Genomic DNA, 21,457 nt, shown 5'->3' on the forward strand with positions numbered 1-21,457 from the left:
AGAGTGTTTTACCATGGAAGAAAAAATTTTAATCATTGATGATAATAAGATGCTAACTAAACTTTTAGCAAAAAAAGTAGAAAATACTTTAGGATTAAAGGTAGATGTTGCTTTTGATATGAATAGTGCAAAAGATTTATTGAAAAATGATTATTTTATGGCTTTTGTAGATCTTTGTTTACCAGATGCTCCTAATGGTGAAGTGGTTGATGTAGTTTTAGAAAAAAATATCCCCGCTATTGTTCTTACAGGAAGTAATGACGGACAAACTCGTAAAAAATTTATGGAAAAAGATATTATTAATTATATTCAAAAAGAAAGCGAAGATTGTATTAATGAAATGTTAAATTCTATTAGAATGCTTCAAAAAAATAATAAAACTAAGATAATTTTAGCAATTGCAAATGTAACTTTACGCGCAGAAATGAAGAAAAACTTAAACAATCAGCTTTTTAATGTTTTAGCAGCAGCTCATGGGGAAGAGGCACTAAGCTATTTAAGCGATCATCCTGATACAAAATTAGTAATTTGTGATGCTACTATGCCGGTAATTAATGGGGAAGATTTACTTGTAGAAATTCGCTCAAAATATTCTAAAATAGAACTTGGTGTGATTATGGTTGGGGATAAAGATGATGCATTAGAAGCAAGAGCTTTTAGAAAAGGTGTGAATGATTATGTGATTAGACCTTTCCAAAAAGAATCACTTAATTGTAGAGTAAATAATTGTTTAGATTATATGCAAAAATGTGTTTTGCTAGATGAGTATAGTTTGGGTAAAGATTTATTAACAGGACTTGATGATTATGCTACTTTTGAAAAAAGATTTTTAGATTATTTAGAAGATATACAAGAAAATGAAGAAATGGCGTTGGCTTTGATTGATATTGATAATCTTGCAACAATTAATTATGAATTAAGTTATGATTGCGGTGATGGAGTGATAAAACATACAGCCGAAAAGATTAAAGATCAAATTCGTGGTATGGATTTAGCTACTAGAATTGAAGATGGTAAATTCTACATTGCTTTAAAAAATATAAGCAATAAAGAGGCTTTAAAAGCTTTTTCAAATATAAGAGTTAATATTTCCAAAGAAAGCGTTTTAATAGCTTTAGACGAGGTTGATTATAGCATCTCTGTGGGGGTTGCTTTTGGTAGTAAAGGAAGCCAAATGCAAGATTTGCTCAATAACGCACAAAAGGCATTAGATTTAGCTAAGGCTAATGGAAAAAATAGGGTAGAGGTATGTTTTTAGATTGTGATTTTAGCGAAAAAATCATAGATACTCATTGTCATCTAGATAGTCAAGCTTATTTTGGATATTTAGATGAGATGTTAACGCATGCATTTGAAAATGGTGTAGATAAAATCATTATACCAGGTGCAGATATAAAAGATCTACCAAGAGCAAGAGAGATAGCACATACTTATGATAATGTGTATTTTTCTTGTGGGGTGCATCCTTATGATATAGATGATTTTGATTTAGAAGTTTTAAAAGAATTTATAGATGATAAAAAATGTATCGCAGTGGGTGAGTGTGGGCTTGATTATTATCGTTTAAATACTAATGATGATACTATCAAAACAAGACAAAAAGAAGTTTTTATAGCTCAAATACAACTAGCTATTGAATATAAAAAGCCATTGATTGTGCATGTGCGTGAAGCTAATGAAGACAGCTTTAATATTCTAAAAACATACTCAAAAGAATTACAAGGCGGTGTTTTGCATTGCTTTAATGCAAGCGAGCTTTTACTTCAACTAGCAGATGAAGGATTTTATTTTGGTATAGGCGGGGTTTTAACTTTTAAAAATGCAAAAAAATTAGTGGAAATTTTACCTAAAATTCCAAAAGATAAACTTGTTTTGGAAACAGATGGGCCTTATTTAACTCCAGAACCACATCGTGGTAAAGTAAACGATCCTATTTTAACGCATTTTGTAGCACAAAAAATATCTGATCTTTTAAAATTATCTAAAGTTGAAGTAGTAAAACTTACGAATTTAAATGCTAATCGTTTGTTTTTTCAAGGTTTATAATGAAAAAAAACTTTATATTTTTTATATTAGTATTATTATGTTTAAATGCTAAAGCCTTGCAGGTAACTCCTGAATATTATACTCAGCAAGCTCAAATTCTAAGAAATTTAGACATAGAAGCAAGCTATCTTAGTGATATGTTATTTTTAGAATTTAAAGAATCTTCTTTAAATATGCATTCTAAAACTTTAGTTGATACTATGAGAGAATTTTATAAAATCACTCCAATTATCCGTAAAATTTTAGAAAAAGAAAATATTCCTCAAGAATTTTTATATTTGGCAATTGTAGAATCTGGTTTAAAAATTCATAGTGTTTCTAGAACTAAAGCAGTAGGTGTTTGGCAGTTTATGAAGCCAACGGCACAAACTTTAGGTTTAAGAATAGATCCTTATGTTGATGAAAGAAGAGATTTAGTCAAATCAACTTATGCAGCCATTGCTTATTTAAAGCAATTAAAAGAGCAGTTTGGAAAATGGTATTTAGCAATTTTAGCTTATAATTGTGGTGATGGTAAATTACGCCAAGCTATAAAAAAAGCAAAAAGTGATGATTTAAGAATCTTGCTTGATCCTGATAAAAAATATTTACCATTGGAAACTAGAATTTTTATTAGAAAAATTCTTACTATGGCATTTTTGGCTAATAATAATGATTTTTTGATTTCACAAGATAGTGCTTTGCTTAATTATGCTCTATCGAGTGAAGTTAAAAAAATACCTGTTCCACCAAGTGTTTCTTTAAGAGAGCTTGCTAAAGTAGCTAAGATGTCTTATAATGAATTTAAGCGTTATAATCCACATTTTAATTATGACTTTACTCCGCCTGATAAAAAAGATTATTATATGTATATTCCTTTAAGCAAAAGTGTGGCTGTGGAAAATGCATTAGAGAATGTAAAGCTAGCTAAAGTGGATACAACTATTCCGCATACAAAAATTTATATAGTAAAAAAGGGTGATAGTCTTTATACTATTGCAAAAAAACATAAAATTAGTGTTGAAAGCATTAAAGAATATAATAAAATCAAAGGAAACTTGATTAATATTAATCAAAAACTTGTGTTAAAAATTAAGGAGAATAACAATGCAAAAATCAAAACTACTCAAAAATTACCAAAAAACTCTCATACAAAAGTCGTTAGTCGTTAGTTGTGTAGGGGTTTTATTTAGTGCTTGTAGTATGGTGCCTATTAGCACACCTACTGTGTATTATCCAGAAAGAGATTTTAAAAGTATAAAGCATAATAATACAGGCTTAAAAGGCACTATGAAACCTTATACTATTAATGGTAAAACATATTATCCAACCGTAGTAGAAGTAGGTGAGACTGCTGATGGTATAGCTAGTTGGTATGGACCGGGCTTTCATGGTAAAAAAACTTCCAATGGTGAAACTTATGATCAACATGCTTATACAGCAGCTCATAAAACTTTACCTATGAATACTATAGTAAAGGTAACTAATTTAAAAAATCATCGTCAAACTACCGTAAGAATAAATGATAGAGGACCTTTTGTAGCAGGTAGGATTATAGATTTATCTAATATGGCCGCAAGAGATATTGATATGATTCAAGCAGGAACGGCTCCTGTAAGACTTGAAGTAATTGGTTTTGGAACAAGTGCAAATTCAGGTTCAGTGCATACTAATTCTAATTTAGGTAGCAGCGGGGAGATTGCTGATAGTGGCCATATTTTCCAAGGTGGAGCTTTTATGGTGCAAATTGGGGCATTTAGAAATAAAAGTGGCGCAGAGTTAATAGCAAGTAGATATAAAAATTATAATTCTTATACTTCAACAATACAAACAAGTGCTAAAGATGGTTTACATAGAGTATTTTTAAAAGGCTTTAGAAGCGAGCAAGAAGCAAGGGATTTTGTTGATGGTGGTTCTTTTCCCGGTGCGTTTATAGTAAGAGAGTAAAATTATGATAGAGCTTATTTTTTTAGATGTAGATGGTTGTCTAACAGATGGTAAAATCATCTACACACAAAATTATGGTGAAATTAAAGAGTTTAATGTAAAAGATGGCGCAGCAATTGAGGCTTGGCAAAAGCTTGGCAAAAAAGTTGCTATTATTACAGGCAGGACTAGCGAGTGTGTGTATTTTAGAGCTAGAGATTTAAAAATTGATCTAGTATATCAAGGTATTAGTGATAAATTAACTTGTGCTAAAGAAATTTTAGAAAAATTAAATTTAGACTTTTCTCAATGTGCTGCTATTGGGGATTATTATAATGATATGAGTTTACTTGAAGCAGTTGCTTATAGTTTTAAACCAAAAGATGCACATAAGGCTTTAAAAACTGATAAAGTTTTAAATAGAAAAGGTGGTAATGGGGCGGTAAGTGAGATGATAGAAATTTTAATTGAACATAATAACATGCAAGCTCAATGGGATAAACTTTGGCGATAAAAATTTTTGCTATATTAATGAGTTTATTTGCCTTTGTTATGGTGATTTTAAGTACTCAAGATCCTTATTTGTTTGCAATAAAACCGCAAAAGGTAGATGTGGCAAATATGCAAGCTTTTGATGTGCTTGATTATGAGCTTAATACATCTGTTACAAAAGCTAGTTATCAAGCAAGTCGTTGGATAAAATACCAAGATAAAGATATTTTTGATGATTTTAAAGTGCAAGCACTTGATTATAATTTAAGTTCGGATTTATTAGTAAGAAATGATGAAAAATCCATTTTAGAAGGTAATGTAAGTTATTTTGATCAAAATCAAACTTCTATTTTTACTCAAAAAGCAATTTATGATATGAAAAATAAAATTTTATTTTCCAATGAAAAATTTAAGGCATATATAGGGTTGAATGAGGTTTTTGGGGATAATTTTTTATATGATGTAAATCAAAAAGAATTAAAAATTCAAGGAATAAAAGCATGGTTTTTAGAGCAATAATTTTTTTGTGTTTGTTAAATTTATTTGCATTTAGTGCTCAAAAAATAGAAGTTTATGCTAAAGATTTTTATTTGGATGAGAAAAATGAAACGAGCATATTAACCGGTGATGTGGAAGTAAAAAAAGGTAAAGATATTTTAAATTCGCAAAAATTAGTCATTTATATGAAAAATAAACAACCCATTAAGTATATAGCTACTAAAGATGCTAAATTTAAAATTATGATGAAAGATAAGATTTATCATGGAAGTGGTGATGAGTTTGTTTATAATGTAGCTAAAGATACATATGAAATTAATGGTAATGCAAAAATTATAGAAGTGCAGTCAAAAAAAGAGCTTATAGGTGATAAAATCATAGTAGATAGAAAAAATATGACTTATAGAGTAGTTAGTAATGATAAAAAACCTGCTAAATTTGTATTTGAAGTAAAAGAATGATATTAAATGCTAAATTTTTAACTTCTGCTTCTAAAATAAATGAAGCTCCACAGCCTATATATACCGAAATTGCATTTTTAGGCCGCTCTAATGTAGGAAAAAGTTCTTTGATTAATACTCTTTGTAAGAATAAAAATTTAGCAAAAAGTTCTTCAACTCCGGGCAAAACCCAACTCATTAATTTTTTTGAAGTTGATTGTAAAAAAGATGAAGATAAATTTAAATTGATGTTTATTGATTTACCTGGTTTTGGCTATGCTAAAGTGAGCAAAAAAACTAAGGCTATTTGGAATAAAAATTTAGATGAGTTTTTAAAAGAGCGTAGTTCTATCAAGCTTTTTATTCATCTAATAGATTCAAGACATGAAAATTTAGATATTGATGCAAATTTGGATTTGTATTTAGATTCTTTTATTAGAGCTGATCAAAAAAAAATAATAGTTTATACAAAAGCAGATAAGCTCAATCAAAGTCAAAAAGCAAAAATTTTAAATGTAAATAAAAATGCCATTTTAGTTTCAAATTTGAAAAAAAGTGGTATTGATAAATTAGAACAAAAAATTATTTTAGAGAGCTTAGGTTTTAATGAGGAGTAGAAATTTAGTAAAAAATAGATTTGATTTTTCTTATTTATTTTTTTATTTATCTTTGATTTTTTATCAAGTGCTAAGCTCTGTTTATTATTGGATGCCTCCTTTGTTTGGCGTGTTTTTTTGTTATATGATAGTGCTTTTAAAAGAAAAAGAAAGAACTCTTAATAAGCTTGATTTTAGATGGTATTTTTCTTTGTTTTATCTTTTATTAATTGATATTATCCATGGATTTTATCTTTTTAGTTCTTGGATAGCTTTTTTTGTTTTTTATCATCTTTTTGTTGATTGGTTTAAAAGCAAATTAAAACTAGGCCATTATTTACTCGTTATATTTACCTTTTGTGCTTATATTTTTATCTATCTTTTTGATATATTTTTGGCGTATTTAGATAATAGTCAAATTTTAAAATTTGGTATTGAATATCTGTGGTTTTTTGTCGTTGAAGCTTTGATTTCTTTTGTTATTTTTAAAGGGAAAATCTAATATGCGTATGCGTTTGGTGATGGGATTTATAGCTTGTTTTTTTATACTTTTACTTGCTAGAGTGTATTATATAAGCATTAAATCTAATGTTTATTATGAAGAAATAGCTAAACAAAATGCCATTAAAACGCAATTTTTAGCACCTGTAAGAGGGCAAATTTTAGATGTTAAAGGTAGGCCCTTAGCAGTAAATAAATTAGGTTTTTCAATCTCTATAAAGCCATATTTGTATATAAAAAAGAAAAACAGAAATCTTTTAGAGCAGGAATTGCAAGTTATAGTAGATGCTTTTCCTGATTTAAACATAACTAAATTAAAACGAAATTATATAAAAGCAGATTCTTATTATAATCAAGATTATATAGAAGTAGTTCCATTTATAGAATATGATGCTATGATTAAGCATTTTACTAAGCTTAATTTGCGTGAAAATATGCAAGTTAAATCTACTACTCAAAGATTTTATCCTTATGATGCTTTAGCTAGCCATGTTATAGGTTATGTTGGAAAAGCAAATTTAAACGATATGAATGAAAATGAAATTGCAAGATTAACTAGCTATGTAGGGCGTAGCGGTATAGAGCGTTCTTATAATGAAATTTTGCAAGGTCAAAAGGGTGAAAAGGTTAGCAAAGTAAATGCATTAAATAAAGAGATAGAAGAACTTTCTTATAAAAAACCTACTTCAAGTAATATCACTTTAAGCATTGATCTTGATTTGCAAGAATACTTGGCTAGTATTTTTGAAAATTTAGCAGGCGCTGCTATAGTAATGGATGTAAAAAGTGGAGCTATTTTAGCAGCGGGTAGTTTTCCTGAATATAATCTCAATCCTTTTGTTACCGGTATTAGTCAAGAAGAATGGGATAAACTTTCTAATGATTTAAACCATCCTTTTACTAATAAACTCATTAATGGTCTTTATCCTCCAGGCTCAGTTATAAAAATGGGAACAGCTTTAGCATTTTTAGATAGTGGAAAAGTGAATGAAAATCATAAATATTTGTGTGATTCTAACTTTGAACTTGGTGGTAGAAAATTTAGATGTTGGAAGGCTATAGGTCATGGCTATGTAGATATGACAGATGCTATTAGAGAAAGCTGTGATGTATATTTTTATAAAGGAGCTTTGGAGGTTGGTATTGACATTATTAGTTCTGTTTTTGAAAGAATAGGTTTTGGTGCAAAAACAGGAGTAGATTTACCTAATGAATTTATAGGAACAGTTCCTAATAGAATTTGGAAAAAAGAAAAATACAATCAACCTTGGTATCAAGGTGAAACTTTAAATACAAGCATAGGTCAAGGTGATTTTCTTGCTACTCCTATGCAAGTGGCTAAATTTACAGCTATGATTGCTACGGCTAAAAATATCACACCGCATTTTTTACATAGCATTGATGATAATGTTACTAAGGTAAATTTTGACAATAATGAAAGTGTTTTTACGACTTTTGAATTATCAAAACTTCCACTTTTAAGGCGTGCGATGTATGAGGTGGCCAATGTTGATGGTGGAACTACGGCAAGATTTTTAAGAAATTCTCCTATTACTATAGCAGCCAAGACAGGAACAGCTCAAGTAGTTGGAATTTCTCAAAGTGAAAAAAAGCGTATTAAAGAAGAGGATTTAGAGTATTTTTTAAGATCTCATGCTTGGATTACTTCTTATGCGCCTTATGAAAAACCTCAATATGTAGTAGTAGTTTTAATTGAACATGGAAAAAGTGGTAGTAGTGCAGGCGGACCTGTACTTGCTAAAATTTATCAAAAACTTATAGATTTGGGTTATATTGATAAAAAATATATTAAGAAAAAAGCTAAATGATTAGCATTCCATCGCCATAAGAATAAAAACGATAATTGTTTTTTATAGCTTCATGGTAAAGTTCTAAAGTTTTTTCTCTGCCTATAAAAGAAGCCACAAGTATAATAAGAGTTGATTTTGGTAAGTGAAAATTAGTGAGTAAAAAATCAAGTCTTTGTGGGGTATTTTGTGGGTGTAAAAACAAATCACAAAAACCTTCTTTTAATTTTTTTCTATGATAATACTCTATACAACGAGTAACTGTGGTGCCTACACCAAGTATTTTTTTAGAAGAATTAATCAAAGCGCAAGTTTCATCATCAACATAGAAAAATTCTGAATGCATTTTATGCTCGCGTATATCTTCGCATTCTACACCTTTAAAAGTTCCTGCGCCAACGTGTAGTGTGATAGTATGGATATTATGATTTTTTTTAAGTTCTTTTATCATTGCTTCGTCAAAGTGCAAGCTTGCAGTGGGTGCAGCAACCGCACCTTGATTTTTGGCAAAAATGCTTTGATAGTTAATGTTATCTTGTGCTTCATCTGCTCTTTTAATATATGGTGGTAAAGGTATATGGCCTATTTTTTCTAAAATTTCAAAAACTTCATGATGATTGAATTTTTTTTCATCATTAAAAAACTCTACTTCTCTTGTGCCATCATCGTGTAATTTTTTGATTTTAGCTTTTAAAGAATTTTCAAAATATAAAATTCGTCCTTCTTTAACCTTGCCACGAATTTGAACCAAAAAATCATTATTTTTTAAAGGGTGATTAATGAAAAGTTCTATTTTGCTACCACTTTCTTTAAATCCATAAATTCTTGCTTTTATTACTTTAGTGTCATTAAAGATGATTTCACAAGGTGGTAAAATTTTAGCTAAGTCCTTAAAATGCAAATGTAAAATTTGATCTTTACATCTTTCATAAACTAAAAGTTTAGCATTCTCCTTGGGTAAGATAGGAAAATTTGCTATAAGTTCATTAGGTAAATCATAATCATAACTAGAAAGCAAAAGATCTTTATCAATCGTTTTCATCATTTTCTTTTTGACTAGGATTAACTTTTTTGGCTATATAAATAGAAATTCCATAAAGCCCGCACAAAGGAACGGCCATTAAAAATTGTGAGATTATATCAGGTGGTGTCATCATAGCTGAAAAAACAAAAATTACTAAAACTGAAACCCTAAAGTGTTTTTTTAAAAATGCATCATCAATAAGTCCAAGTTTGGCAAAGAAAAAGGTTATCACAGGCATTTCAAACGCTAAGCCAAAGGCAACTACAAGTTTAGTAAAAAATCCCACATACAAGCCTATGCTGATTAAAGGTTTAAAATCTTGAGTTTGCACCCCAAAATCAATTAAAAATTTAAAAGCCAAAGGTATGACTATATAATAACAAAACAAAGCTCCAAGCGCAAACATAATGCTAGCAAAGCTTACAAAAGGCACTACTAGTCTTTTTTCATTATCATAAAGTCCTGGTGCTACGAATTTCCAAAACTGCCAAAAAATAACCGGTAAAGAAATCAAAAAAGCTGTAAAAAATGAAACTTTCATTGCAGTAAATAAAGGCTCTTGTAATTCAACGAAAGTCATTTGTTTTGAAATTTCAGGTAAGGCTGCTTCAACGGGTGCTTTTAGTATATCTATAATATAACTATTAAAACTAAAGCATACAAAAAACATTACAACAACACAAGCTACGCTTATAAATAATCTTTTTCTAAGTTCTACTAAATGTGGTTTTAATTCTTCAAACATTCTTAGCTTTCCATTTTTTGAGTATTTTTTTCATCTTTTTGAGTTTTTTCTTCTACACGCGAAAGTTCTTGTATATCTTTTTCTAAATCATTAATTTCACTTTTTAACTCTTTGGTATTATTTAAAATATCTTCTTTGAGTTGATCAAATTCTTCAAAACTCAGTTTTTTTCTGATATTTTCGTTAGTTTGTGAAAATTCATCTTTGTATTTTTGTGCTTCATCTTTTAACTCTGCTATTTTTAATTCTTTATTGATACTTGCTTTTGCTTCATCAATATTACTTTTAATGGCTTTTAAAATTTTTGCAATTTCAACTATAGTTGAAGGTAGTTTTTCAGGCTCAAGAACTAAAATAGCTATAACTAAAATAACTAAAATTTCTCCAAAACTCATTATTTTATCTTCTTTCGCTTAAATATATAGTTTGCATTTTACATAAAAATACTTAAAAATACTATTACTTTTATAATATTAATATATAAAGATATATTGATATATTAATATATTTTTGTTATGCTTATTTTAAAATGAAATGGAGTAAAAGATTATGGAAAAGTTATTTTTTATTTTTAAAGATTTTTTGATTTTATTTGTTGAAATTTCTATTTTATTTATATTAGTTAGCATGCTTATTGCTTATCTTAATGAGCGTTATGCTAAATTTTTCAATGAACATTTAAAGAAAGATTCTTTTGTAAGTTATATAAAGGCTATTCTTTTGGGTAGTTTAACTCCCTTTTGTTCATGTTCAAGCATACCGCTTTTAAATGCATTTTTAAAAGCTAAAGTACCACTTGGAGTATGTATAGCTTATTTGATAACTTCGCCTTTAATTAATCCTATTATAGTAGTGATGTTTGTAGTAAGTTTTGGCTTAAAAATCTCTTTATTTTATGTGGGATTTTTATTTAGCGTGATTTTATTTATTGCTTTTTGTGTTTCAAAAATAAACACTCAAAGATTTTTTAATGAAGACTTTTTAAAAAATGATTTAGAGCAAACTTCAAAGTGTTGTTCTAATGATACTTCTAAAAGTTTATGCTGTGAAAAACCTAGTTCTATTTTTGTTAAAAATTCTAAAATTAGCAGTAAAATTTTAAAATTTAAGACTAAAACAAAAGAAAATAAAATCAAAATATTATTTATGCAAAGCTTTAATGAATATAAAAAAATTCTGCCATATATTATTATTGGTATGGGCATTGGGGCTTTTATACACGGCTTTTTTCCGCAAGATTTTTTTCAAAATTATATGAAAGATTATGGGGTATTGGGTGTATTTATAGCAGCATTTATAGGGGTTTTGCTTTATATGAATTGCACTGCTATGATTCCTGTAGCACTAGCTTTAACTACCAGTGGAATTCCGCTTGGTATAATGATGAGTTTTTTAATAGCAGGAGCAGGGTGTTCTTTACCTGAACTTATTTTACTTAAAAGAATTTTTAAAACAAGCTTTTTGTTTTTATTTGCAGGTATGATTGTTTTTATTGCAATTAGTTTTGGACTTTTAATGTTTTTTATATAAGGAATTTTATGCAAGAATTTTTAAAAATAACAAGTGCAATTAACGATGAAAGCAGGATTTTAATCCTAGCCTTTTTACAAAAATACGGAAAACTTTGCGTGTGTGATTTGCAAAGCTCTTTAAATATGAGTCAATCAAGGCTTTCAAGACATTTAAAAATTTTAAAAGAAGCTAATTTTTTAGAAGTAGATAGACAGGGTGTTTGGGCGTATTATGGAGTCAAAAAAAATTTAAATAATTTTTGCAGCGATATATTAAAAAATATCAACGAGCTTTCTATAAAGCTTCCTGAGCTTAAAAAGTTTTCTTGTGAATGCAAAGTTTAAGTGCTAATATACAAGGCTAGTTCATCGCTTAAAAGATAATTAGTATTATAAAAAAATCCATTTTTATATACTAATTTCCCTTTTTTGCTAAGAAACATTGCCTTTTCTTTTTCTAAAGGTTCTAGCTTTGTTTCATCCACTCCTATAATGCTTCTAAGTCCTAGAAAAATATGCTCTAAACACAAATCTTTTGAATTTAAATTTTCAACCTCTCTAAAACAAGGATTTGCTATATAATCTTTTAAACTTTTTTTAGTATAAAATCTTTGATTTTTTGAAAATCCTACTGCACTTAATCCACATCCTATATAGTCTTTTCCTTGCCAATAAGCAAAATTATGTTTGCAAATTTGTCCAAAATTACTGATTTCATATTGTTTATAACCAAGATTTTCAATTGCTTTGATAAAATGTTTTGCAAGACGTGGAGCGTTTTTTTTAAAATGAAATTTTTTAGCAAATCTTGTCTTTTCTTCTATAGTTAAATTATAAGCACTCACATGGCTAATATCAATTAAAGCGAGTTTAGAAATTTCATAATCAAGCATTTTACTATCATCGAGTTTTGTATCATAAATTAAGTCTAAATTTATATTATTAAATCCTGCTTTTTTTGCATTTTCTATACTTGTAAAAATGCTTTTTTGATCATGAATACGCCCAAGGAATTGTAATTTTTTTTCATGAAAACTTTGCACCCCAAAAGAAATGCGGTTAAAACCTAAATTTTTTATCTCTTTAAGCCAAGAAAAATTGCTTGAGTTAGGATTTGCTTCTATGCTTATTTCATTATTTTTTTGTAAATAACTTTGTATAAAAATAAATATTTTTTCATAAAAACTAGCATCCATTAAACTAGGCGTTCCACCGCCTATAAAAACAGTCTTTATGGAATTTTTATCAAGCATAAAAAAATCTAATTGATATTTTATATCTTGCATTAATGCGTTTAGATAATCTTTTTCAAAATCTTTTTTTTTAAGTGAAGTAAAAGAACAATAAAAACATTTACTTTCGCAAAATGGTATATGTATATATAAATGCATAAAACTTCTTTAAAATGTGATTATAAATTCGTATTTTTTTGTTAGAATTATATTATTAAAAAGTCAAGGATAAGAAAATCATGGAAAAAGAAAAAAAATATAGGCCAAATGTAGCCGCAATAGTGCTATCATCAGCTTATCCTTTTGAATGTAAAATTTTACTCGCTAAACGCAATGATATGGAAAATATATGGCAGTTTCCTCAAGGTGGAATAGATGAGGGAGAGGATGCTAAAAGTGCGTTATTTAGAGAATTAAAAGAAGAAATAGGTACAGATGAGATTGAAATTTTAGCCGAACATCCTGAATGGATTAGTTATGATTTTCCACCTAAGGTTGCACAAAAAATGTATCCTTATGATGGTCAAAATCAAAAATATTTTTTAGTTAGATTAAAAAACAAAGCTATTGTTAATCTAAATACTAAAAATCCTGAATTTGATGCTTATAAATTTGCTTCATTAGAAGATGTGTATGATATGATTAATCATTTTAAAAAGCCTATATATATTAGAGTTTTAAAATATTTTAAAGAAAGGGGGTATATTTAATGCTGGTCGTACAAAAATATGGGGGAACGAGTGTAGGAACGCTTGAGCGTATTGATGAAGTTGCTAAAAGAGTGGCAAAAAGTAAAAAAACTTGCGATAAGTTAGTTGTAGTAGTTTCTGCAATGAGTGGAGTTACTAATGAGCTTATTGATTTTGCACATCATTTTAGTAAAAATCCTTCAGGTCGTGAGATGGATATGCTTTTAAGTAGTGGTGAGCGTGTAACTTCATCTTTACTTGCTATTGCATTAAATGAAATGGGTTTAAAAGCTACTGCATTTTCCGGACGCAATGCAGGGATTATTACAGATGATGTTTATACTAAAGCAAGAATTGAGCACATTGATACTACAAATATTAATACAGCTTTAGATGAGGGGTATATTGTAGTAGTTGCTGGCTTTCAAGGTATCGACAAAATGGGTAATGTTACTACTTTGGGTCGTGGCGGAAGTGACTTAAGTGCAGTTGCATTAGCAGGAGCTTTAAATGCTGATTTGTGTGAAATTTATACTGATGTAGATGGGGTATATACTACCGATCCTAGAATTGAACCAAAGGCTAAAAAGCTAGATAAAATTTCTTATGAAGAAATGCTAGAGCTTGCAAGTTTGGGAGCTAAAGTTTTACAAAATCGCTCTGTAGAGCTTGCTAAAAAATTAAATGTAAAATTAGTTACTAGAAGTAGCTTTAATGAAAATGAAGGGACGATCATTACTAAGGAGGAAAATATGGAACAAGCTTTGGTTAGTGGTATAGCACTAGATAAAAACCAAGCAAGGGTTACTTTAAGAAATATTGATGATAAGCCAGGAATTGCTGCTGAAATTTTTGGAACTTTAGCAAATGAAAATATCAATGTAGATATGATTATCCAAAATGTAGGTGTAGATGGAGCTACAAATTTGGGCTTTACTGTGCCTGAAAACGAGCTTGATTTAGCAACTAATGCTATGAAAAAAGTTTTAGGTGCTAATGCTAATATAGAAACAGATAGTGCAGTGGTAAAAGTTTCAGTTGTGGGTGTGGGTATGAAATCACATTCTGGAGTAGCTTCAGCAGCTTTTAAAGCATTGGCAAATGAAAATATTAACATACAAATGATTTCTACAAGCGAAATTAAAATTTCAGTTATCGTGCATGAAAAATATGGTGAATTAGCTGTAAGAGTATTGCATGAAGTTTATAAACTAGATGTATAAATGAGTAATAGTTTTTTAAAATTTACCCTAGAACAAATCCGAGAAAATGGCACTTATACAAGTTGGTTAGAAGAAAGGCGTCTTGAATGGTCGCCTTTGATCGCTTCTAAGTTAGCTTTGCTTTTGCAAGGTTATACTTTTATTGTGATTACTGATGATCAAAGAGCTTGGTTTGAAGAGTATTTTTTAAGTCAAATCAATGCTAGCACTACAAGACCTTTAGTGCCTTTTGTATCTTTAAAAGGAATTTATAACAAAGCTTGCAATACCCAAGAAGATATAGATTTACTTAATGATCTTTTAAGTATTTCTTTTCCCAATGGTTATGCTTTTTTTTATATAGGAACTAATACAGGATTTAAATTTAAAATCGCTAATTCTAAAGCAGAAAGTATGCTTTGGCTTTTTGATGAGCAATTACAAAATAGCTTTTATCTTTCCTCGCGTGATAAAGAATTAGACTATAAGCTTATTTCTTTATATAAAGTATTTGAGCAAAGCTTAGAGGCTGTGCTTTTTTCTAAGGTAGAAATTTGAATCTAAGAAATAAAATCATTATCCATAATGATTTTGAGTTTATGCAAGAAAAACTCACAGAAGAATATGGTCAAAAAAATCTTAGATTTTTCATACCTAAAAATCCTGACTTAGAATTAAGATTAAATGACTTAACTTATGACAAAAACGCTCAAGCAACCGCAAAAGCCATTATGAAAGAAAGCTATGTAGCTGAAGCGCAAGCTAAAATTATTGTTATACTAGCTAAGTCTTTTCGTGAAGAAGCACAAAATTTTTTATTAAAGCTTTTTGAAGAGCCACCAAAAAATGTGTATTTTATCATCGTAGCTCCTTCAAAAAATGTTTTTTTACCTACTATACTTTCAAGATTTATCATAGAAAAGCATAAAATTCAAAAAGAAAAGATGTCTTTAAATTTAGATCTTAAAAAAATGGATCTAGCTCAAATTGCTTCATTATTAAAACAATATGAAAATATAGACAAGCATGAGTGTTTAGATTTAATTAGTGTTTTAAGCTATGAGTGTTTTAAACAAGATATAAAATTAAACGATGAAGAAATTGAATTTTTTTATAAAGCTTATGAGTTAGCTAAATTAAATGCAAAGCCAACTATTTTACTAAGCACCATAGCTTTAATTTTACACGAGAGAAAAAATGAAAATCATTAAAATCAATCCCAACACAGACTTTGAACAAATTTCTAAATATATAAAGCCACACAAAGCAGGTGAGAAAATTATGAGTGAAAAAACTCAAATTCATTTTTTTCTTATCAAAGAATTAAGAGCACCTGCTGCAAATATACTTAAACAAGACGCACTAAGGGTTGGAGCTGAACTTGTAACACACAAAGAAGTTATACTAGGTAAAGAACATACTAATGCCTTGCTTATGGTAACACAAGATCAAACTAAAAAGCTTATAGAAAAAGAAAAACTGCAAGATTTTAAGCTTAAAAATTTAGCACTATTTTTAAAGTCTAATTTTGCTAAACCAAAATATGCAAAAATCATGGGTGTGATTAATGTTAATGAAGATAGTTTTAACGCTCAAAGTAGGGTTAAAGAAAATGAAGTTTTAGAAAAAATCGAACTCATGATTTCTCAAGGGGCTGATTATATAGATATAGGCGGGGTTTCTTCAAGGCCTGGAAGTGTGTATTGCGGGAAAGAAGAAGAGTTTAAACGCTTAAAAAATACCCTAGATTTAATCTATAAAGAAAAACTTTATGAAAAATGTATTTTTAGTTTAGATAGTTTTGATGAGTATTGTTTAGAATATGCTTTAAATAAAGGCTTTAAGCTTATTAATGATATCACCGGTTTTAAAAATGAAAATTTAGCCAAACTAGCTTTAAAATACAAAGCCACTTATACACTCATGCATATACAAAATACCCCACAAAATATGCAAGATAACCCGCATTATGAAGATGTGTTAGCCGAGCTTGATGATTTTTTTACACAAAAGCTAGAAAGGCTAAGTGAGCTTGGTTTAGAAGATGTGATTTTAGATGTTGGTATTGGTTTTGGTAAAAGCCCTTGGCATAATATGATGTTAATCAAACATTTAGAGCATTTTTTACGCTTTGAAAAAGAACTTTTAATCGGAGCTAGTAGGAAAAGTATGATAAATGCTTATTTTAACTCAAGTGTTGAGCAAAGACTAGCGGGCACACTTTATTTACATTTAGAGGCTTTTAAAAATGGTGCAAGTATTATAAGAGTGCATGATGTGTATGAACATAAGCAAATGTTTGAACTTGCAAAAGCTATGGATGAACTTTCTTTGGAGTAATGATGACTTATCAAGAGTATTTAGAAAAGGTAAAATTAGCAAAAGAATGGATGAGGGCTTATTATGAAGATGATGAGCCTTTAGCAAGCGATGAAGAATATGATAAACTTATAAGAGAGTTAAAAGCATTTGAAACGCTTCATCAAGAAAAGATTTCTAAAGATTCTCCTACGCAAAATATCGCCCCAACTATACAAAGTGAATTTTACAAACTTGCACATAGTGCAAAAATGTGGTCTATGGAAGATGTTTTTGATGAAGCTGAGCTTAGAGCTTGGGCAAAAAGAGCTAAATGTGAATTTGATTTTTTCATAGAACCTAAATTTGATGGAGCGAGTTTAAATCTTACTTATGAAAATGGTATTTTAATCAGCGGTGCTACAAGGGGTGATGGAGAAGTAGGCGAGGATATTACTTTAAATGTAAAAGAAATATCAAACATACCTCAAAAAATTCCTTATAAAGACAAGATAGAAATTCGTGGCGAAGTGGTAATTTTAAAAGAAGATTTTGAAAAAATCAATGAAAAAAGAGCTAAAGATGGCTTGAGCTTATTTGCAAACCCACGCAACGCAGCAAGTGGTTCACTAAGACAGCTTGATACAAGCATTACAAAAGAAAGAAATTTAAAATTTTATCCTTGGGGAGTGGGGGAGAATTCTTTAGAATTTAGCAAGCACTCTGAAGTAATGGAGTTTGTAAGAAGTCTTGGTTTTTTAAAAGATGATTTTGTTTTTTGTGTTAAGACTTTAGATGAGGTTTTAGAAAAATATCACGAGCTTTTAGAAAAAAGAGATCAAAAGCCTATGATGATGGATGGTATGGTTGTAAGGGTAGATGATTTAGCTCATTGTAAGCTTTTGGGTTATACCGTGAAATTTCCAAAATTTATGGCTGCGTTTAAATTTCCTGCTTTGGAAAAAACTACAACATTGCTTGGGGTTAATTTGCAAGTTGGAAGAAGCGGAGTGATTACCCCTGTGGCGGTTTTAGAGCCTGTAAATTTAGATGGGGTTGTAGTAAAATCTGCAACCTTGCATAATTTTGATGAGGTAGCTAGACTTGGAGTGATGATAGGCGATAGCGTAAGTGTGATAAGAAGTGGAGATGTTATACCTAAAATCACTAAAGTTTTTACTCAAAGGCGTGATGGTTTAGAAAGTAAGATCACTAAACCAACTCTTTGTCCTGAGTGTTTAAGTGAACTTTTAGATGAGGGTGCTTTTTTAAAATGTCAAAACTTAGATTGTAAAGCAAGACTTGTAAATTCTATCATACATTTTGTATCTAAAAAGTGTTTAAATATAGACGGCCTTGGAGAAAATATCGTCGAGCTTTTATTTAAAGAAGGAAAAATCACTAACATAGAAAGTATATTTTTCTTAAAATATAGTGATTTTGAAGGATTGGAAGGTTTTAAAGAGAAAAAAATCAACAATCTTCTAAGTGCTATTGAAAATGCAAAAAAATGCCCCTTATCAAGGTTTATCACTGCTTTGGGTATAGAGCATATTGGCGAAGTAGCAGCTAAAAAATTAGCTCAATCTTTTGGCTTTGAATGGTTTATGCAAAGCTATGAAGCTTATGCAAATTTAGAAGGCTTTGGCGAACAAATGGCTAAAAGCTTAGAAGAATTTACCCATGTCAATGCAAATCGCATTAAGCATTTTTATGAAATTTTACATTTAGAGGATGAGAAAAAAGAGCTTATTATAAATGATAATATTTCTAATAAAACCTTTGTTATCACAGGCACTTTAAGCAAATCACGCGATCATTTTAAAGAACTAATCGAAAACTTTGGAGCAAAGGTAAGTTCAAGTGTGTCTAAGAAAACTGACTTTGTATTATATGGAAGTGAAGCAGGCTCAAAGCTTGAAAAGGCTCAAAGCTTAGGGGTTAAGTGCATCAATGAAGCTGAGTTTAACGCTCTTTTAGGTGATGATGATGAGGTATGATGTCTTTGTAAGTGCAAAGTTAAACATTTCTCGCAATAAAGCTTGTGAGCTTATAGAAAACAAGCAAATTTTACTCAATAGTGAGTTTAAAAAAACCTCTTTTAAAATCACATCTTTAAATCCTTTAGAAGATGAGAGTTTAAAACTCACGCTTTTAGAAGAGCTTTTTGTAAGCAGAGCTGCTTTTAAGCTCAAGCATTTTTTACAAGAGCATACATTTACTATCAAAGATAAAATTTGTTTAGATATAGGTTCATCGACCGGAGGTTTTGTGCAAATTTTACACCAAAATAATGCTAAACACATTACAGCTTTAGATGTAGGTTCTAACCAACTTCATGAGAGCTTAAGAAATTTAGAAAATATCCAAATTTGTGAAAACACTGATTTGCGTGAGTTTAAAAGTGAAATTTTATATGATGTTATCACTTGTGATGTGAGTTTTATATCTTTAACACATTTGATTTTTCATATAGATAAACTTGCTAAAGATCTTATCATCTTGCTTTTTAAACCTCAATTTGAAGTAGGTAAAAATGCTAAGCGCGATAAAAACGGAGTGGTAAAAGATACCAAAGCCATCAAAAATGCTAAAGAAAGCTTTGAAAAAGCTTGTGCAAAGCTTGGTTGGATCTTGCAAGCAAGTCAAGAGTCACACTTAAAAGGAAAAGAAGGTAATGTTGAGTTTTTCTACGCCTATAGAAAAAACTAAGATCACAAATTTAGCCATAGGGCGTTTTGATGGTATGCATTTGGGGCATTTTGAACTTTTTAAGCATTTAGATGAAAATGGTGCCTTATTTATCATCACTAAAGAGGAAAAAGAAGCCCTAACACCTAAGGATTTTAGAGTAAATTTGGTTGATTTTCCTTTGATTTTTTGTGATTTTGATAAAATCAAGGACTATAAAGGCGAGGATTTTTTAAAGCTTTTAAAGCAAGAATTTCCCAAACTAGAAAAGATCATTGTAGGTTATGATTTTAAATTTGGCAAAGAAAGAAAATGCAGTGCCAAAGACATACAAAGTCTTTGTGGTATAAACACCATCATCGTAGATAAGTTTAAAATTCAAAATAAAAGTGTTCATACAAGTATGATTAAAACCTTACTTAAAGAAGCAAAAGTCAAAGAAGCTAAAAATTTTCTAGGTAGATTTTATAATATACAAGCAAATATCATCAAAGGTCAAGGCATAGGTGCTAAAGAGCTTTTTGCAACTTTAAATTTACATACAAAAGACTTCTTTTTACCCAAAGATGGCGTATATGCGACTTTAGTAAAGATTGAAAATAAAAGCTATCATAGTGTAAGTTTTATAGGCATAAGATCTACTGATAAAAATTTTGCTTTAGAAACGCATATTTTAGATGAAAATTTCACAAACACAAAAGCAATTTTAGTTGAGTTAAGTTTTATTGACTATATAAGAACTAATGAGAAATTTAACGACTTAGCCTTATTAAAAGCACAAATTAGTAAAGATATTGACAAAGCAAAAGAAATTTTAGGAAGATTAAATGAAAGATGAAATTTTTAAAAAACCCTTAGAAAAACAATTTGAATTTGATAAAAGCGTAGCAAGTGTTTTTGATGATATGGTGTCAAGATCTGTGCCTTTTTATACGCAAAATTTAAAACTCATAGTCAAACTTATTGATCATTTTGCACCACAAAATGCGAGAATTTGTGATCTTGGTTGTTCTACGGCTAGTTTATTGCTTGCACTTTATGAAAAAAGAAAAGATTTTCTTTTAAGTGGGGTTGATGAAGCTAATGCTATGTTAGAGATCGCCAAAAACAAATGTCAAGCCTTTGGAGCTAGGGTGGAATTTCATCAAAAAAATTTAGATGATTTTGAGTTTTTTAAAAATGATGTTTTTATAGCTACTTATACTTTGCAGTTTATCCGCCCACCTAAAAGACAAGAATTAGTTGATAAAATCTATCAAAACTTAAAAGAAAATGGTATATTTGTGCTTAGTGAAAAAATTCTTTATGAAGATGTAAAAATAGCTAAAAAAATGATACAAATTTATGAGCAATATAAACTAGAGCAAGGTTATAGTAAGCTAGAAATTTCAAGCAAACGAGAAGCCTTAGAAAATGTCCTCATTCCTTATACTCAAAATGAAAACATAGCTATGCTTAAAAAGGCAGGATTTTCTAAAGTAGAAAGTGTTTTTAAATGGGTAAATTTTGAAACTTTCATAGCTTTTAAATAAAAATATTTTTTATAACAATGTGTTTTAGAAAAATAATTATGAAGCCATGGAAGCAAAAATATTATTTTTTAACCATAAAGTCTATTTTATAGTAATTTTAAATTTAAGATACTTCTTATCTTAAATTATACTTAAGTAAAAATTTATAAATAAAATATTAATATTCTACACTTATTGTTAAAATATTAGCAATGGGTATTGTAAAACACACAAACAAATAATGAATCAATCAAATACATTAACTATT

25 protein-coding genes are annotated in these 21,457 nt (G+C 29.2%); 21 read left to right on the plus strand and 4 right to left on the minus strand.

The window, feature by feature from the left end; translation table 11 throughout:
- Window positions 1-13: 13 nt before the first annotated feature.
- Genes L8X97_RS00735 through mrdA form a run of 10 tightly spaced genes read left to right on the plus strand, consistent with a single transcriptional unit; the run spans window position 14 to window position 8,307 of the window.
- Window positions 14-1,258 (plus strand): diguanylate cyclase, encoded by a 1,245-nt coding sequence (locus L8X97_RS00735; protein WP_133319215.1) that lies wholly within the window; start codon window positions 14-16, stop codon window positions 1,256-1,258.
- Window positions 1,249-2,046 (plus strand): TatD family hydrolase, encoded by a 798-nt coding sequence (locus L8X97_RS00740; RefSeq protein ID WP_220566657.1) that lies wholly within the window; start codon window positions 1,249-1,251, stop codon window positions 2,044-2,046. Before L8X97_RS00735 ends, L8X97_RS00740 begins: the two co-directional genes overlap by 10 nt.
- Complete coding sequence (locus L8X97_RS00745; RefSeq protein WP_133319213.1) at window positions 2,046-3,197, plus strand: lytic transglycosylase domain-containing protein; 1,152 nt, start codon at window positions 2,046-2,048, stop codon at window positions 3,195-3,197. Before L8X97_RS00740 ends, L8X97_RS00745 begins: the two co-directional genes overlap by 1 nt.
- Entirely contained in the window at window positions 3,133-3,972 is an 840-nt protein-coding gene (locus L8X97_RS00750) for a septal ring lytic transglycosylase RlpA family protein (protein ID WP_133319212.1), read from the plus strand. Before L8X97_RS00745 ends, L8X97_RS00750 begins: the two co-directional genes overlap by 65 nt.
- A 4-nt stretch (window positions 3,973-3,976) precedes the next feature.
- The gene (locus L8X97_RS00755; protein WP_133319211.1) at window positions 3,977-4,465 is read left to right on the plus strand and encodes an HAD hydrolase family protein; all 489 of its coding nucleotides are present in this window, start codon (window positions 3,977-3,979) and stop codon (window positions 4,463-4,465) included.
- Complete coding sequence (locus L8X97_RS00760; RefSeq protein WP_263659606.1) at window positions 4,456-4,962, plus strand: hypothetical protein; 507 nt, start codon at window positions 4,456-4,458, stop codon at window positions 4,960-4,962. The genes L8X97_RS00755 and L8X97_RS00760 overlap by 10 nt, the downstream gene beginning before the upstream one ends.
- A complete protein-coding gene (lptA, locus tag L8X97_RS00765) occupies window positions 4,944-5,402 on the plus strand; it encodes a lipopolysaccharide transport periplasmic protein LptA (protein WP_263662395.1) in 459 nt (152 codons plus the stop codon). Before L8X97_RS00760 ends, lptA begins: the two co-directional genes overlap by 19 nt.
- Complete coding sequence (yihA, locus tag L8X97_RS00770) at window positions 5,399-5,998, plus strand: ribosome biogenesis GTP-binding protein YihA/YsxC (protein WP_133319208.1); 600 nt, start codon at window positions 5,399-5,401, stop codon at window positions 5,996-5,998. Before lptA ends, yihA begins: the two co-directional genes overlap by 4 nt.
- Window positions 5,988-6,479, plus strand: a complete 492-nt coding sequence (locus tag L8X97_RS00775) for a hypothetical protein (RefSeq protein ID WP_263662396.1) — start codon at window positions 5,988-5,990, stop codon at window positions 6,477-6,479. The genes yihA and L8X97_RS00775 overlap by 11 nt, the downstream gene beginning before the upstream one ends.
- A gap of 1 nt (window position 6,480) precedes the next feature.
- Entirely contained in the window at window positions 6,481-8,307 is a 1,827-nt protein-coding gene (mrdA, locus tag L8X97_RS00780) for a penicillin-binding protein 2 (RefSeq protein WP_133319206.1), read from the plus strand.
- On the opposite strand, the gene queA is transcribed toward mrdA, so the two are convergent.
- From queA to tatB, 3 genes are read right to left on the minus strand one after another with little or no spacing between them, the layout of a single operon-like run.
- Complete coding sequence (gene queA, locus L8X97_RS00785; protein ID WP_263662397.1) at window positions 8,300-9,328, minus strand: tRNA preQ1(34) S-adenosylmethionine ribosyltransferase-isomerase QueA; 1,029 nt, start codon at window positions 9,326-9,328, stop codon at window positions 8,300-8,302. The two genes, mrdA and queA, sit on opposite strands and share 8 nt — an antisense overlap.
- A complete protein-coding gene (tatC, locus tag L8X97_RS00790; RefSeq protein WP_133319204.1) occupies window positions 9,315-10,055 on the minus strand; it encodes a twin-arginine translocase subunit TatC in 741 nt (246 codons plus the stop codon). The genes queA and tatC overlap by 14 nt, the downstream gene beginning before the upstream one ends.
- Before the next feature lie 2 nt (window positions 10,056-10,057).
- On the minus strand, window positions 10,058-10,450 hold the full coding sequence (gene tatB / locus L8X97_RS00795) for a Sec-independent protein translocase protein TatB (RefSeq protein ID WP_412175779.1): 393 nt from the start codon (window positions 10,448-10,450) through the stop codon (window positions 10,058-10,060).
- 154 nt (window positions 10,451-10,604) lie between these two features.
- On the opposite strand from tatB, the gene L8X97_RS00800 reads away from it, so the two are divergent.
- Together L8X97_RS00800 and L8X97_RS00805 are read left to right on the plus strand one after the other, a co-directional pair.
- Window positions 10,605-11,585, plus strand: a complete 981-nt coding sequence (locus L8X97_RS00800) for a permease (RefSeq protein ID WP_133319202.1) — start codon at window positions 10,605-10,607, stop codon at window positions 11,583-11,585.
- An 8-nt stretch (window positions 11,586-11,593) separates the two neighbouring features.
- Complete coding sequence (locus L8X97_RS00805) at window positions 11,594-11,911, plus strand: ArsR/SmtB family transcription factor (protein WP_263662398.1); 318 nt, start codon at window positions 11,594-11,596, stop codon at window positions 11,909-11,911.
- Here L8X97_RS00805 and hemW read toward each other — a convergent pair.
- Window positions 11,908-12,957: a radical SAM family heme chaperone HemW gene (hemW, locus tag L8X97_RS00810; RefSeq protein ID WP_263662399.1), complete on the minus strand. Its 1,050-nt coding sequence runs from the start codon at window positions 12,955-12,957 to the stop codon at window positions 11,908-11,910. The genes L8X97_RS00805 and hemW overlap by 4 nt on opposite strands.
- A gap of 80 nt (window positions 12,958-13,037) precedes the next feature.
- On the opposite strand from hemW, the gene L8X97_RS00815 reads away from it, so the two are divergent.
- From L8X97_RS00815 to cmoA, 9 genes are read left to right on the plus strand one after another with little or no spacing between them, the layout of a single operon-like run.
- On the plus strand, window positions 13,038-13,508 hold the full coding sequence (locus L8X97_RS00815) for an RNA pyrophosphohydrolase (RefSeq protein WP_133319199.1): 471 nt from the start codon (window positions 13,038-13,040) through the stop codon (window positions 13,506-13,508).
- The gene (locus L8X97_RS00820; RefSeq protein WP_263659611.1) at window positions 13,508-14,710 is read left to right on the plus strand and encodes an aspartate kinase; all 1,203 of its coding nucleotides are present in this window, start codon (window positions 13,508-13,510) and stop codon (window positions 14,708-14,710) included. Before L8X97_RS00815 ends, L8X97_RS00820 begins: the two co-directional genes overlap by 1 nt.
- Window positions 14,711-15,247: a HobA family DNA replication regulator gene (locus L8X97_RS00825; RefSeq protein ID WP_126340811.1), complete on the plus strand. Its 537-nt coding sequence runs from the start codon at window positions 14,711-14,713 to the stop codon at window positions 15,245-15,247.
- A gap of 41 nt (window positions 15,248-15,288) precedes the next feature.
- Window positions 15,289-15,900 carry a DNA polymerase III subunit delta' gene (locus L8X97_RS00830; RefSeq protein WP_263662476.1) on the plus strand — a complete coding sequence of 204 codons (612 nt, stop codon included), beginning with the start codon at window positions 15,289-15,291 and terminating at the stop codon, window positions 15,898-15,900.
- On the plus strand, window positions 15,887-17,029 hold the full coding sequence (gene folP / locus L8X97_RS00835; RefSeq protein WP_263662400.1) for a dihydropteroate synthase: 1,143 nt from the start codon (window positions 15,887-15,889) through the stop codon (window positions 17,027-17,029). The genes L8X97_RS00830 and folP overlap by 14 nt, the downstream gene beginning before the upstream one ends.
- 2 nt (window positions 17,030-17,031) lie before the next feature.
- On the plus strand, window positions 17,032-18,987 hold the full coding sequence (gene ligA, locus L8X97_RS00840) for an NAD-dependent DNA ligase LigA (protein ID WP_263662477.1): 1,956 nt from the start codon (window positions 17,032-17,034) through the stop codon (window positions 18,985-18,987).
- Entirely contained in the window at window positions 18,977-19,699 is a 723-nt protein-coding gene (locus L8X97_RS00845) for a TlyA family RNA methyltransferase (protein WP_263661375.1), read from the plus strand. The genes ligA and L8X97_RS00845 overlap by 11 nt, the downstream gene beginning before the upstream one ends.
- Complete coding sequence (locus L8X97_RS00850) at window positions 19,665-20,516, plus strand: bifunctional riboflavin kinase/FAD synthetase (RefSeq protein WP_263662401.1); 852 nt, start codon at window positions 19,665-19,667, stop codon at window positions 20,514-20,516. Before L8X97_RS00845 ends, L8X97_RS00850 begins: the two co-directional genes overlap by 35 nt.
- Window positions 20,506-21,210, plus strand: a complete 705-nt coding sequence (cmoA, locus tag L8X97_RS00855; RefSeq protein ID WP_263662402.1) for a carboxy-S-adenosyl-L-methionine synthase CmoA — start codon at window positions 20,506-20,508, stop codon at window positions 21,208-21,210. Before L8X97_RS00850 ends, cmoA begins: the two co-directional genes overlap by 11 nt.
- Window positions 21,211-21,457: the final 247 nt, after the last annotated feature.

This window comes from Campylobacter sp. CNRCH_2013_0671h (assembly GCF_025773055.1).
In the GTDB taxonomy this organism is placed as follows: Bacteria; Campylobacterota; Campylobacteria; order Campylobacterales; family Campylobacteraceae; genus Campylobacter_D; species Campylobacter_D lari_D.